Below are 12,830 nucleotides of genomic sequence, written 5' to 3' on the forward strand. Positions count from 1 at the left end.
CGGCACAGGCACTTCGGCACGGGGACGACGTCGTGTGCGCGGTGCGCGGACTGACCAAGACCTACCCGGCGGCCCGCGGTCGGCGCGGCACCCCCGGCACGCCCGAGGTGCGCGCCACCGACGACGTCGCACTCGACGTCCGGCGCGGCGAGATCTTCGGGCTGCTCGGCCCGAACGGCGCCGGCAAGTCCACCCTGGTCCGGCAGCTGACCGGCCTGATGCGCCCCGACCGCGGCACCGTCGAGATCCTCGGCCACGACATCGTGGCGCACCCCGAGCGGGCCGCGCGGATCCTCGCCTACCTCGGGCAGGAGTCCACCGCCCTCGACGAGCTGACCGTCTCGCTGGCCGCCGAGACCACCGGGCGGCTGCGCGGCCTGGACGTCCGGCGGGCGCGGGCCGAGCGGGACGCCGTCCTGGACGAACTGGGCCTCGCACCGATCGCCGGCCGCCCGCTGAAGAAGCTCTCCGGCGGCCAGCGGCGGCTCGCCTGCTTCGCCGCCGCGCTGGTCGGCGAGCGCCCCCTGCTCGTGCTGGACGAGCCGACCACCGGCATGGACCCGGTGGCCCGGCGGGCGGTGTGGTCCGCCGTGGACCGGCGGCGCGCCGAGTACGGCACCACCGTGCTGCTGGTCACCCACAACGTCATCGAGGCCGAGACGGTCCTCGACCGGGTCGCCGTCCTGGACCGCGGGCGGGTCATCGCCTGCGACACCCCGGCGGGGCTCAAGGAACGGGTCTCCGGTGAGGTACGGGTCGAACTGGTGTGGCGGGACAGGGCACCCCTGGAGGTGCCGGAGGTCGCCGCGCTGCGGGACCGGGCCGCGGAGTCCGGGCGCCGCTGGACGCTGCGGCTCGCCCCCGAGGAGGCCCGCGCCGCCGTCGCCACGGTCACCGGTGGTGCCGCCTTCGCCGCGCTGGACGACTTCACCCTCGCCACGCCCAGCCTGGAGGACGTCTATCTGGCGCTGGGCGGCGCCGCCCGGCAGGGGCTGGTGAAGGCGTGAGCGGCACTGGACTACGCCCTGGCGGCCGTAGGGAAGAGGAGCAGTTCGACGTGAGTGTCGTATCCGCCGACGCGCCGGCCGGCACGACTCCCGTGCAGGACGGCGCGACGGTCGTGCAGGACGGTGGCGCCGGCCGGGCCGCGGCCGTCGGCCTCGGGCCGCGGGCGCGGCTGTGGCCGTCCCTGGCGGCCGTGTACCGGGCCCAGCTGTCCCGGGCGCGGGTGGCGCGCATCCCGCTGCTGTTCGTGGCGACCTTCCAGTCCGTCGGCATCATGATCATGATGCGGGGCGTGGTCAGCGGCGGCGGTGAGGCCCGGTCCGTGGTGGCCGGCGCGTCGATCGTCGTCGTCGCCTACGTCGCCCTGAACCTGCTCGCCCAGTACTTCGGCCAGCTGCGGGCCAGTGGCGGGCTCGACCACTACGCGACGCTGCCGGTGCCGCCGGCGGCCGTGGTGCTGGGGGCGGCGGCCGCGTACGCGTCCTTCACCGTGCCCGGCACGCTGATCACCGCGGTCTTCGGCTGCCTGCTGTTCGGACTGCCGCTGGGCAATCTGTGGGTGCTGTTGGCGGTGATCCCGCTCGCGGGCGCCGCGCTCTCCGGGCTGGGCGCCGCCTGCGGGCTGCTCGCGCCGCGGCCGGAGCATGCCACCCTGCTCGGTCAGCTGGGCATGTCGGCGGCCCTGCTGCTGGGCGTGCTGCCGCCCGACCACATGCCGGGGGTCGTACGGCTCGCCCGCGATCTGCTGCCGTCGACGTACGGCGTGGAGGCGTACGCGCGCACCTTCGCGGCCCGGCCCGACTGGGTGTACGTGGGCGTGGACATGGCCGTGTGCGCCGCGGTCGGGGTGGTTTCGCTGGCTGTGGCCACCTGGGCGTATCGCCGGGCGGCCGTCCGGTGACGCGGCTGACAGACTCACCTGGCACGATGACAGGGTGACCTCACCGTTGACTCCACCGACACCGCCGCACCGGCGGCCCGCACAGTCCTCCCGGTCCGGCGAGGCCGAGCGGCAGCCCTGGCAGCTGCCCGCCTCGGGAACCGACGTGACCGGACTGACCGGAGCGACGGGAACCGCGTACGGACCGGACGGACAGGACGGCCCCGGGATGAAGACCGAAGTCCGGGAGGGCGCCGTGATCACGGTGGCCGTGGCGCTCGGCGGTGTGCTGATGGGCCTGCTGTGGCTGTGGCTGGCGCCGCGCGTGCCGCTGGTCGGGGACGTCACCGGGAACACCTGGGTGGTCTACCTCAAGGACTCCGAGGGGGAGCAGGCGGTCGGCGTGGACGGAACGTTCACGCTGCTGGCGCTGGCCTTCGGCGTGCTCAGCGCGGTGGCCGTCTTCCTCGTGCGGCGGCGAGGGGGTGTGCCGCTGGTGGTGGCACTGTGCGTCGGAAGCTTGCTCGGAGCGGTACTGGCGTGGCGGCTGGGGGTGTGGCTCGGGCCCCAGCAGGATGTGATCGCTCACGCGCAGGCCGTGGGGAAGGGGGTGACGTTCCCGGCGCCGCTGAAGCTGGGGGCGAAGGGGGCGTTGCTGGCCTGGCCGTTGGCCGCGCTGGTGGTGCATCTCGGGATCACGGCGCTGTTCGGGCCGCGGGATCCGGAGGGGTACGACTCCGTCTCCGCGTAGGTTTTCGACACCGCGCGGCTGCGGGCAGCGGCACCCCTCGAGCGGGGCCGGCCGGGTCAGTCGCGGGCGATCGGGGCCAGGGTCGCTGCTGTCAGCTTGGCCAGGTCCTCCGGGGCCAGTTCGACCTCCAGGCCTCTGCGGCCCGCCGAGACGCAGATGGTGGGGTGGGCCGTGGCGGAGGCGTCCAGGACCGTGGGGAGTTTCTTGCGCTGGCCGAGAGGGCTGATGCCGCCGCGGACGTAGCCCGTGGTGCGTTCCGCGAGGGCCGGGTCGGCCATGGCCGCCCGCTTGCCGCCGACCGCCGAGGCCAGGGCCTTGAGGTCCAGCGAGCCCGCGACCGGCACCACGGCCACCGTCAGTGCGCCGTCGACGTCCGCGACCAGCGTCTTGAACACCCGTTCCGGGGAGACCCCCATCGCCTCGGCCGCCTCCTCGCCGTAGGAGGGGTGGGACGGGTCGTGGTCGTAGGAGTGGACGGTGTAGTCGACGCCCGCCGCGGTCAGGGCCACCGTCGCGGGCGTCCCCCCGGACTGCTGCTGCTTCTTCGCCTTCTTCGCCATCCCTGCCTGTTCTCCCTCAGTTGAAGCTCGTCGGGCCGCGCGTCAGGTCCGGCGCCGGCAACGACGGCAGACTACGGATGATCGCCGACTCCGAGCGAAGCAGTTTCAGCTCGTCACGCAGCCGCGAGGAGGTGTCGGGCGCCTGGAGCAGCCGCTGCTTCGTCGGTGTGTCCAGCACCATCGCAGCCGCCACCAGGTACGACACCACGCTCGGCTCGTCCGGCAGCTCCGCCCCCGTGGACAGCGACCGCTCCCGCGCGCCCGCCAGCCGCTTCTGGTACTGCCGGAAGGACCGCAGCACCCCCTGGGCCAGCGCGCCCGCCTCGTCGCCGGGCTCCTCGGGCAGCTCCTGGAGCTCCGCGGTGAGGAAGGGGCCGGAGGCGTCCACCGACAGCAGCCGTACCCGGGTCGTGCCGGTCGCCAGCACCTCGAAGGTGCCGTCGGCGCGCTCCCGTATGGTCGCCGCGTCGGCCACGCAGCCCACGCCGTGGAACGCCCTGACCGGGTCGGGGCCGAAGCCGGCCGCGGGCCCGCGTTCGGGCTGTGCCGTCGGATCGGGCATGCCGGGATCGCTCGGTGCCACCTCGTGGCCGTCGCGGATCGCCACGACGGCGAACCGGCGCGGTGCGTCCTCGGGTGTCTTCAGCAGGGCGCGCATCATGGCGCGATAGCGCTCCTCGAAAACGTTCAACGGGAGCACCAGCCCCGGGAACAGCACCGAGTTCAGCGGGAAGAGGGGGAGCCGGACGGTCGTCACGGCGCAAAAGCCTAATGGTCGCGTGGGTGGGCCCGTCCGCCGCGCTCACTTTCGGGGATGCCGGGGCGGCCCGGCGAGCGGTTCCGCGCTCACGTCGGCGCGCAGTTTCAGGAACAGGCCCAGTGGGTCGTCCGACACCCGGTCCCAGGGGAAGGAGGTGGCGTACGGGCCGATGAGGCGCAGTTGCACACGGGCGTCCTCGCGGCGGTCGAGCCGGATCAGGACGTAGGTGAGCAGGTTGCGGATCTCCGCCGGCCAAGGCGTGGCCGCGGGGAGCCGGACGGAGAGTCCGATCGCCCGGTCCGCCGCCGCCTCAAGTCGCTCGCGCGGCACCTCGGGCCCGCAGCCGTCGGTCAGGTAGGAGAAGGCGGCCCGCACGGGCAGGGCCTGCACGAGCGAGTCCGCGGGGGCGTCCTGGGCGGCCAGGTCGGCGAAGTCGAAGCACTCGCGGTGGGAGCCGTGCCAGGAGGCGGCCAGGTACCGCAGGGCCGCCACATGACAGCCGTAGTGGTGCGGGGCGCGGCGGACCGCGGCCTCCCACAGCTCCTCGAAGTAGGTGTGCCCGGCGCGGCTGCCACGCGCGTGGTCCAGCGCGACCCGCCACGGCACCGGGTCCCGGCCGTCGGCGCGGGCGGCGGCCGTGATCAGGGGACTGACCTCGCGCAGCAGCTCGGTCCGGCCCGGCGAGGGCCAGGCGCGGTCCACGGCGAGCTGGGCCGCGACCAGCAGCGCGTCCGGGTCGTGCGGGGCGGCGGTGCGCCAGGCGTCCAGCCACTCGGCGCGGGAGCGCGCGAACGCGGCCAGCCGCAGCGCGTACCGGTCGCGGTCCTCCCACTCGGCCCGCTCCCGGGTGGCAGCGAGCAGCGCGGCTGCGGGCCCGTACCTGCCCTGGGCGGCGGCGACCAGCGCCGGACCCAGCCGCTCGTCGGGCGCGTCGAGCAGCACCTCGTCGTCGGCGGGGAGCTCGGCGACTGGGCGGGACACGGTTCTTGTCATCCGGGTGGGGCGGATGAACGGGGGAAGCAGAGCCATGGTGTCGACCATTGAAAGTCCGCAGGTCGGGGACGCGCCAGAGGGCCGAGGCAAGCCGGGGAAAGTTGTACGCCGGGCGGTCAAGGTCGAGTAAAAAGATGAGACTTCAACAATATCCCTCGCGTGCCCCTCGCAGCAGTTCCGGCGGTGCCGGCGGTGGCATCAGTGCCAGTAGTGCCGGCAGTGGTACCCGTGCCAGTAGTGCCGGCAGGCCCCGCAAGGACCTACCCCCGCCGCAGCAGCCGGGTCGCGCCCGCCGCCACCGTGGTGGCCAGGGTCCAGCCCAGCAGGACCAGCGCCGCCGCCAGCCATTGCCAGGCGCCGCTCAGCTGCCACTGGCCGGCCTGGCCGAGGTCGACGACCGGCAGCAGCAGGTCCAGCGCGAACAGGGCGGGGTTCCACTGCGGATGCTGGCCGGGGTTGACCGGGGGGTGGGCGGCGTGCGCGAAGGCGAGCGAGCCAGCCGCCCACAGCACCGCCATCCACACCGCGGCCCGGCCCGGCCGGTACCCGTAGGCCACCGTGCCGTCCTGGACGTACCCCCAGAGCTTGCCGGCCGGCGGCAGGGTCTCGCGGCGGCGGCGCTGCTTGGCGAGCAGCACCTCGCGTGCGTCCTCGTCCTCGCCGGCCTCGCGCAGCACCGCGGCCAGCCGCTCGTACGGCTCCGGGTTGTACTCGGCGGTCGCCGCGGCCACCCAGTTCAGCCGCTCGGCCAGCGGGAACGGGCCGCGCGGCACCAGGTTGCCGTAGACGAAGCCGCCCATGTGCAGACCGCCCGGACCGGGCCAGCTGGTCGCCCGGTCGACGAGGGTGACGATCCGCGCGCCGGACAGCAGCACCTGGCCGCGCTGCGGCCGCTCCCCGAGGAAGCGCAGCTCGGGGGCCTGTATCCGGCGCAGCGACAGCACCTGGTCGTCGGTGAAGGTGAACCGGGCCCGGTCCAGGTCGACCGCGTCGCCGAACCGCCCGTCGTCCAGCCGCACCCCGCCCTGGCTCTCGAAGTCCTCGATCCGCGTCCCGCGCGCCGGGGTCACCCCGCTCGGCGCGCTGCCGACCCCGGCCGGCGTGAGGTACAGCGTGCGCTCCACGGTCAGCTGCGGCGCGTTCAGCGCCCACGGCGTGTACGGGCTGGCGAGTTTCGCACCGCGCAGGCTCAGCGACACGCCGATCTTCGCGCCGCGCAGGCTGATCTCGCCGTGCGACCGGAGCAGCTCCGCCTGGAGGTCCTGGCCCACCGTCATCCCGTCCGCGGAGATCGACCGGCCGGTGCGGTCGCGGTGCACGGTCGCCTGGTTGAGCAGCAGGTCCGTGCCGATGTGCGCGTCGGTGAGCCGTATGCCGCCCAGGAAGCGGCAGCGGGGTAAGTGCAGGTCGCCCTCGGTGCGCACCCGGGCCGCCTCCAGCCGGGGCACCGAGCAGTCCACCAGCCGCACGGTCGTGAAGTGCGCCTCCGGCAGCCGTACCTCCTGCTCGAACCGGCAGCCCTTCAGCTCCACGTACGGGACCACGGTGCCCCCGGACAGGTCCACGGTCCCCGCGATCCGCAGTCCGGTCAGCTTCAGGGACGACACCCGCCCGGCGAGCGCGGGCGGGCCGTCCAGCAGCAGCCAGCACACGACCCGCGCCCGGACCGTCCGCTCGGGCCCCCAGGGCTGCCCGCCGTGCGGATCGTCCACCGCCGCGTCCCCGCTGCGCAGGTCGTACACGCTGCCGTTGCGGAAGGCCTGCCACATCCCGGCCTCGACATCGGTCAGGTCGTCCGGCAGGTCCCCGGCCCGGCTGCCGGTCCCCTCGGTCACGGATCTTCCCTTCTTCCCCAACTACTCGCGGGTTCGGTCGGTTCGTACAACCGGTGATGCCCGTTGTGTGACGATCTGAACGCGCAAAGTGAATGGAGTCTTCCGCACCGATGGCGGACCCCCGGACACCGCGATCCGGGTGGTTCTGTATCAGCCATTGATACGGGCGGACGGTGCTCGTGTGCGGTCTGAGAGAATTGGAACCGTGATCTCCCGAATCGATCTGCGCGGCGACGCCCTTCCCGAGGGCCCCGCCCTGCGCGACCTGCTGCCCCGAGCCGACTTCGACGTCGCGGCCGCCCTGGAGAAGGTGCGCCCGATCTGCGAGGCCGTGCATCATCGTGGCGACGCGGCACTGATCGACTTCGCCGAGAAGTTCGACGGCGTACGGCTGGAATCCGTCCGGGTCCCGGTCCAGGCCCTCAAGGACGCGCTGGAGCAGCTGGACCCCGCCGTGCGCGCCGCCCTGGAGGAGTCCATCCACCGCGCCCGCCTGGTCCACCGCGAGCAGCGCCGCACCACCCACACCACCCAGGTCGTGCCCGGCGGCACGGTGACCGAGAAGTGGGTGCCGGTGGAGCGCGTCGGGCTGTACGCGCCCGGCGGCCGCTCGGTCTACCCCTCCTCCGTGGTCATGAACGTCGTACCCGCCCAGGAGGCCGGCGTTCCGTCCATCGCGCTCGCCTCCCCGGCCCAGGCCGAGTTCGGCGGCCTGCCGCACCCGACGATCCTCGCCGCCTGCGCCCTGCTCGGCGTCGACGAGGTGTACGCCGCCGGCGGCGCCACCGCCGTGGCGATGTTCGCCCACGGCACCGAGTCCTGCCCGCCCGCGAACATGGTCACCGGCCCCGGCAACATCTGGGTCGCCGCCGCCAAGCGGTACTTCACCGGCAAGATCGGCATCGACGCGGAGGCCGGCCCCACCGAGATCGCCGTCCTCGCCGACGCCACGGCCGACCCGGTGCACGTCGCCTCCGACCTGATCAGCCAGGCCGAGCACGACCCGCTGGCCGCCGCCGTCCTCGTCACCGACTCCGTCGAGCTCGCGGACGCGGTGGCCAAGGAGCTGGAGCCCCAGGTCGCGGCCACCAAGCACATCGAGGACCGGATCCGCCCGGCCCTGTCCGGCAAGCAGTCCGCGATCGTCCTGGTCGACGGCATCGACGAGGGCCTGCGCGTGGTCGACGCCTACGGCGCGGAGCACCTGGAGATCCAGACGGCCGACGCGGCGGCGGTCGCCGACCGCGTCCGCAACGCCGGCGCGATCTTCATCGGCCCCTGGGCGCCGGTCTCCCTCGGCGACTACGCGGCCGGCTCCAACCATGTGCTGCCCACCGGCGGCTGCGCCTGCCACTCCTCCGGCCTGTCCGTGCAGTCCTTCCTGCGCGGCATCCACATCGTCGACTACACCAAGGACGCCCTCGCCGAGGTCGCGCACCACGTGGTGACGCTGGCGGAGGCCGAGGACCTGCCCGCGCACGGCGCGGCGATCAAGGCGAGGTTCGGCTGGAAGGTGCCCGAGAGCAAGTGAGCGACGTGAGGATCGACGATCTTCCCGTACGGGACGAACTGCGCGGCAAGTCCCCCTACGGCGCGCCCCAACTGGACGTCCCCGTACGGCTGAACACCAACGAGAACCCCTATCCGCTGCCCGAGCCGCTCGTCGAGCGGATCACGGAGCGGGTGCGCGAGGCGGCCCGCGGCCTGAACCGCTACCCGGACCGGGACGCGGTCGAGCTGCGCACCGAGCTCGCCAAGTACCTGACGAAGACCGGCGGCCACCCGGTCGGCGTGGAGAACGTCTGGGCGGCCAACGGCTCCAACGAGGTCATCCAGCAGCTGCTGCAGGCCTTCGGCGGTCCCGGCCGCACCGCGATCGGCTTCGAGCCGTCGTACTCGATGCACGCGCTCATCGCGCGCGGCACCGGCACCGGCTGGATCTCCGGGCCCCGCAACGAGGACTTCACGATCGACCTCGCCGCCGCCGAGAAGGCGATCGCCGAGCGCAAGCCGGACGTCGTCTTCATCACCACCCCCAACAACCCCACCGGCAACGCGGTCGCGCCCGAGACGGTCCTCGCCCTGTACGAGGCCGCCCAGGCGGCGAAGCCGTCCATGGTGATCGTCGACGAGGCGTACATCGAGTTCAGCCACGGCGCCTCGCTGTTGCCGCTGCTTCAGGGCCGGCCGCACCTGGTGATCTCGCGCACCATGTCGAAGGCGTTCGGCGCCGCCGGCCTGCGCCTGGGCTATCTCGCCGCGCACCCGGCGGTCGTGGACGCCGTCCAGCTGGTCCGGCTGCCCTACCACCTGTCGGCGATCACCCAGGTCACCGCGCTGGCCGCGCTCGAACACACCGACACGCTGCTGAAGTATGTCGAGCAGCTCAAGAGCGAGCGCGACCGGCTGGTCGGCGAGCTGCGGGCGATCGGCTACGACGTCACGGAGTCGGACGCGAACTTCATCCAGTTCGGCCGGTTCGCCGACGCCCACGAGGCCTGGCGCAAGATCCTCGACCGGGGCGTCCTCGTCCGGGACAACGGCGTACCGGGATGGCTGCGGGTGACGGCCGGGACCCCGGCGGAGAACGACGCGTTCCTCGATGCGGTGCGCGATCTGAAGAAGGAACAGGAGCAGAGCGGATGAGCCGCATCGGGCGCGTGGAGCGCACCACCAAGGAGACCTCCGTCCTGGTCGAGATCGACCTCGACGGCACCGGCAAGACCGACATCGCCACCGGCGTCGGTTTCTACGACCACATGCTCGACCAGCTCGGCCGGCACGGTCTGTTCGACCTGACCGTGAAGACCGACGGCGACCTGCACATCGACTCCCACCACACCATCGAGGACACCGCCCTCGCGCTGGGCGCCGCCTTCAAGCAGGCGCTCGGCGACAAGGTGGGCATCTACCGCTTCGGCAACTGCACGGTCCCGCTGGACGAGTCCCTCGCCCAGGTCACCGTCGACCTCTCCGGCCGTCCGTACCTGGTGCACACCGAGCCGGAGAACATGGCGCCGATGATCGGCGAGTACGACACGACCATGACCCGGCACATCCTGGAGTCCTTCGTCGCCCAGGCACAGATCGCCCTCCACGTGCACGTGCCCTACGGGCGCAACGCGCACCACATCGTGGAGTGCCAGTTCAAGGCCCTCGCCCGGGCGCTGCGGTACGCCTCCGAGCGGGACCCGCGCGCGGCCGGCATCCTCCCGTCCACGAAGGGCGCGCTGTAGAGCATGAACGGCCTGTCCACCATCCTGATCGTCGTCGGCCTCTTCCTGGTCGGCGGCATCGTCTCCTTCGTCAAGCAGCAGATGCCGAGGAGCCTGATCGTGCTCCTGTCCATCGGCGCCGCGATGTGCCTCGTGGCGGGCGTGATGCGGCTGGAGGTGTGGAGCTGATGAGCAGCCCGAAGAAGGTCGTCGTCTTCGACTACGGCTTCGGGAACGTCCGCTCCGCCGAGCGCGCCCTGGCCCGCACCGGCGCCGAGGTCGAGATCACCCGTGACTTCGACGCGGCGATGAACGCCGACGGCCTGCTGGTGCCGGGCGTCGGCGCCTTCGCCGCCTGCATGCGCGGCCTGAAGGAGGCCCGCGGCGACTGGGTCATCGACCGCCGGCTGTCCGGCGGACGCCCGGTCATGGGCATCTGCGTCGGCATGCAGATCCTCTTCGCGCGTGGCATCGAGCACGGCGTGGAGGCCGAGGGCCTGGACGAGTGGCCCGGCACCGTCGGGCCCCTGGCGGCCGACGTGGTGCCTCACATGGGCTGGAACACCGTCGACGCGCCGGCTGACTCGGAGCTGTTCGCCGGCGTGGACACCGACGCCCGCTTCTACTTCGTGCACTCCTACGCCGTCCACGACTGGCAGCTCGAGACGACCAACCCGGCGATGCACCCGCCCAAGGTCACCTGGGCCACGCACGGCAAGCCCTTCGTGGCGGCCGTGGAGAACGGCGCCCTGTGGGCCACCCAGTTCCACCCCGAGAAGTCCGGCGACGCCGGAGCGCAGCTGCTGAACAACTGGATCGGAACCCTGTGATGGCTTCGAAGCTCGAACTCCTCCCCGCCGTCGACGTCCGGGACGGCCAGGCCGTCCGTCTGGTGCACGGCGAGTCCGGGACCGAGACGTCCTACGGCTCCCCGCTGGAGGCCGCCCTCGCCTGGCAGCGGTCGGGCGCGGAGTGGCTGCACCTGGTCGACCTGGACGCCGCGTTCGGCACCGGCGATAACCGCGCGCTGATCGCCGAGGTCGCCAAGGCGATGGACATCAAGGTGGAGCTGTCCGGCGGCATCCGCGACGACGACACCCTCGCCGCCGCCCTGGCCACCGGCTGCACCCGCGTCAACCTCGGCACGGCCGCCCTGGAGACCCCCGAGTGGGTCGCCAAGGTCATCGCCGAGCACGGCGACAAGATCGCGGTCGGCCTGGACGTCCGCGGCACCACCCTGCGCGGCCGCGGCTGGACCCGCGACGGCGGCGACCTGTACGAGACGCTGGACCGCCTCAACAAGGAGGGCTGCGCCCGCTACGTCGTCACCGACATCGCCAAGGACGGCACGCTGCAGGGCCCCAACCTGGAGCTTCTCAAGAACGTCTGCGCGGCGACCGACCGCCCCGTGGTGGCCTCGGGCGGCGTCTCGTCCCTGGACGACCTGCGGGCCATCGCCGACCTCGTCCCGCTCGGTGTCGAGGGCGCCATCGTCGGGAAGGCCCTGTACGCGAAGGCGTTCACTCTGGAAGAGGCCCTGGAGGCTGCATCTTGAAAAAGGACACAGTGTCATGACGTCCGATGCCGTGCGGCGTGTGCAGAGCGGAGTTCCCTGGGAAGAGACGTTCGGCTTCGCACGCGCCGTGGCGGCGGGCGACCGTGTCCTGGTGGCGGGTACGACCGCCTTCCGGGGCGACGTACTGTACGGGGAGGGGGACCCGTACGAACAGGCCAAGGTGGCCTTCACCAGCGCGATCGAGGCGATCGGCGAGTTCGGGCTCGGCGTGGACTCGGTCATCCGTACGCGGATGTATCTGAGCCACGCGCGGGACGTGGACGCTGTGGGCCGGGCCCACAAGGAGCTGTTCGACTCGGTGCGTCCGGTCGCGACTCTGCTGATCGTGCAGGGCTTCATCGACTCGCGCGTGCTGGTGTCGGTGGAGCTGGAAGCCTGCAGAGGCTAGAAGACCCTCAGATTCTTGTTCGTGTTCTTGTGTGTGCTGGTTGAGGAGCCGTGAAGTCATGACCCTGGCGGTCCGAGTCATTCCCTGCCTGGACGTGGACAACGGCCGGGTCGTCAAGGGCGTCAATTTCCAGAACCTGCGCGACGCGGGCGACCCCGTCGAGATGGCGAAGGTGTACGACGCCGAGGGCGCCGACGAGCTGACGTTCCTGGACATCACCGCGTCCTCGGGCAACCGCGAGACGACGTACGACGTGGTGCGCCGCACCGCCGAACAGGTGTTCATCCCGCTGACGGTCGGCGGCGGCGTCCGCACGGCCGAGGACGTGAACCGGCTGCTGCGGGCGGGCGCCGACAAGGTGGGCGTCAACACGGCCGCGATCGCCCGCCCGGACCTGATCCGGGAGATCGCCGAACGCTTCGGCCGCCAGGTCCTGGTCCTGTCGGTCGACGCCCGCCGCACGCCGTCCGGCAGCTTCGAGGTGACCACCCACGGCGGCCGGCGCGGCACCGGCATCGACGCGGTGGAGTGGGCGCACCGGGCGGCCGAGCTGGGCGCGGGCGAGATCCTGCTCAACTCCATGGACGCGGACGGCACGAAGGACGGCTACGACCTGGAGATGATCAGCGTCGTCCGCAAGCACGTCACCGTCCCGGTCATCGCCTCCGGCGGCGCCGGCAAGCTCACCGACTTCCCTCCGGCCGTCGCGGCCGGCGCGGACGCCGTCCTCGCGGCCTCGGTCTTCCATTTCGGCGACCTCCGCATCGGCCAGGTGAAGGAGACGCTGCGGGGGGCGGGGCATCCGGTGAGGTGACGCCCGCGCAGGGCCGCACAGAAAGCCCCGGTCGCCTTGCGGTGGCCGGGGCT

Annotated in this window: 14 protein-coding genes and 1 pseudogene; 11 read left to right on the top strand and 4 right to left on the bottom strand. The window is 72.6% G+C overall.

The window, feature by feature from the left end; genetic code table 11:
• Positions 1-32: 32 nt before the first annotated feature.
• The 3 genes from IE318_RS24390 to IE318_RS24400 are packed head-to-tail and all read left to right on the top strand — an operon-like array spanning position 33 to position 2,636.
• Positions 33-1,007: an ABC transporter ATP-binding protein gene (locus IE318_RS24390; RefSeq protein WP_030167693.1), complete on the top strand. Its 975-nt coding sequence runs from the start codon at positions 33-35 to the stop codon at positions 1,005-1,007.
• A 50-nt stretch (positions 1,008-1,057) separates the two neighbouring features.
• On the top strand, positions 1,058-1,906 hold the full coding sequence (locus tag IE318_RS24395; protein ID WP_373311255.1) for an ABC transporter permease: 849 nt from the start codon (positions 1,058-1,060) through the stop codon (positions 1,904-1,906).
• Positions 1,907-1,940: 34 nt separating this feature from the next.
• Positions 1,941-2,636, top strand: a complete 696-nt coding sequence (locus IE318_RS24400; RefSeq protein WP_189903680.1) for an AAA family ATPase — start codon at positions 1,941-1,943, stop codon at positions 2,634-2,636.
• A gap of 56 nt (positions 2,637-2,692) precedes the next feature.
• Here IE318_RS24400 and ybaK read toward each other — a convergent pair whose 3' ends face one another.
• The 4 genes and pseudogenes from ybaK to IE318_RS24420 form a co-directional block, all read right to left on the bottom strand.
• On the bottom strand, positions 2,693-3,196 hold the full coding sequence (ybaK, locus tag IE318_RS24405) for a Cys-tRNA(Pro) deacylase (protein ID WP_189903681.1): 504 nt from the start codon (positions 3,194-3,196) through the stop codon (positions 2,693-2,695).
• 16 nt (positions 3,197-3,212) lie between these two features.
• Positions 3,213-3,953 (bottom strand): LON peptidase substrate-binding domain-containing protein, encoded by a 741-nt coding sequence (locus tag IE318_RS24410; RefSeq protein WP_189903682.1) that lies wholly within the window; start codon positions 3,951-3,953, stop codon positions 3,213-3,215.
• Positions 3,954-3,964: 11 nt separating this feature from the next.
• Positions 3,965-4,997: pseudogene (locus IE318_RS24415) on the bottom strand (hypothetical protein).
• A gap of 212 nt (positions 4,998-5,209) precedes the next feature.
• Positions 5,210-6,784, bottom strand: a complete 1,575-nt coding sequence (locus IE318_RS24420) for an oxidoreductase (protein WP_189903684.1) — start codon at positions 6,782-6,784, stop codon at positions 5,210-5,212.
• Positions 6,785-6,989: 205 nt separating this feature from the next.
• On the opposite strand from IE318_RS24420, the gene hisD reads away from it, so the two are divergent.
• From hisD to hisF, 8 genes are read left to right on the top strand one after another with little or no spacing between them, the layout of a single operon-like run.
• Positions 6,990-8,315, top strand: a complete 1,326-nt coding sequence (hisD, locus tag IE318_RS24425; RefSeq protein ID WP_189903685.1) for a histidinol dehydrogenase — start codon at positions 6,990-6,992, stop codon at positions 8,313-8,315.
• A complete protein-coding gene (locus tag IE318_RS24430) occupies positions 8,312-9,430 on the top strand; it encodes a histidinol-phosphate transaminase (RefSeq protein ID WP_189903686.1) in 1,119 nt (372 codons plus the stop codon). Before hisD ends, IE318_RS24430 begins: the two co-directional genes overlap by 4 nt.
• Positions 9,427-10,020: an imidazoleglycerol-phosphate dehydratase HisB gene (gene hisB, locus IE318_RS24435; RefSeq protein WP_030167674.1), complete on the top strand. Its 594-nt coding sequence runs from the start codon at positions 9,427-9,429 to the stop codon at positions 10,018-10,020. The genes IE318_RS24430 and hisB overlap by 4 nt, the downstream gene beginning before the upstream one ends.
• Before the next feature lie 3 nt (positions 10,021-10,023).
• Positions 10,024-10,188: a CG2302 family histidine operon protein gene (locus IE318_RS24440; protein WP_030167671.1), complete on the top strand. Its 165-nt coding sequence runs from the start codon at positions 10,024-10,026 to the stop codon at positions 10,186-10,188.
• A complete protein-coding gene (gene hisH / locus IE318_RS24445) occupies positions 10,188-10,829 on the top strand; it encodes an imidazole glycerol phosphate synthase subunit HisH (protein WP_373311256.1) in 642 nt (213 codons plus the stop codon). Before IE318_RS24440 ends, hisH begins: the two co-directional genes overlap by 1 nt.
• Positions 10,829-11,554, top strand: coding sequence for a bifunctional 1-(5-phosphoribosyl)-5-((5-phosphoribosylamino)methylideneamino)imidazole-4-carboxamide isomerase/phosphoribosylanthranilate isomerase PriA (gene priA, locus IE318_RS24450; protein WP_030167665.1), 726 nt, complete (start codon positions 10,829-10,831; stop codon positions 11,552-11,554). Before hisH ends, priA begins: the two co-directional genes overlap by 1 nt.
• Before the next feature lie 16 nt (positions 11,555-11,570).
• A complete protein-coding gene (locus IE318_RS24455; RefSeq protein WP_030167663.1) occupies positions 11,571-11,963 on the top strand; it encodes a RidA family protein in 393 nt (130 codons plus the stop codon).
• 58 nt (positions 11,964-12,021) lie between these two features.
• Positions 12,022-12,777 (top strand): imidazole glycerol phosphate synthase subunit HisF, encoded by a 756-nt coding sequence (hisF, locus tag IE318_RS24460; protein WP_189903688.1) that lies wholly within the window; start codon positions 12,022-12,024, stop codon positions 12,775-12,777.
• The last annotated feature ends 53 nt before the right edge of the window (positions 12,778-12,830 follow it).

Origin of the sequence: Streptomyces spiralis, assembly GCF_014654675.1 — a bacterium.
GTDB classification, from domain to species: domain Bacteria; phylum Actinomycetota; class Actinomycetes; order Streptomycetales; family Streptomycetaceae; genus Streptomyces; species Streptomyces spiralis.

Coding starts and splice junctions, on each gene's coding strand:
- hisH (WP_373311256.1), top strand. CDS start 10,188: ATGAGCAGCCCGAAGAAGGTCGTCGTCTTCGACTACGGCTTCGGGAAC.
- hisB (WP_030167674.1), top strand. CDS start 9,427: ATGAGCCGCATCGGGCGCGTGGAGCGCACCACCAAGGAGACCTCCGTC.
- priA (WP_030167665.1), top strand. CDS start 10,829: ATGGCTTCGAAGCTCGAACTCCTCCCCGCCGTCGACGTCCGGGACGGC.
- hisF (WP_189903688.1), top strand. CDS start 12,022: ATGACCCTGGCGGTCCGAGTCATTCCCTGCCTGGACGTGGACAACGGC.
- IE318_RS24440 (WP_030167671.1), top strand. CDS start 10,024: ATGAACGGCCTGTCCACCATCCTGATCGTCGTCGGCCTCTTCCTGGTC.
- ybaK (WP_189903681.1), bottom strand. CDS start 3,196: ATGGCGAAGAAGGCGAAGAAGCAGCAGCAGTCCGGGGGGACGCCCGCG.
- IE318_RS24455 (WP_030167663.1), top strand. CDS start 11,571: ATGACGTCCGATGCCGTGCGGCGTGTGCAGAGCGGAGTTCCCTGGGAA.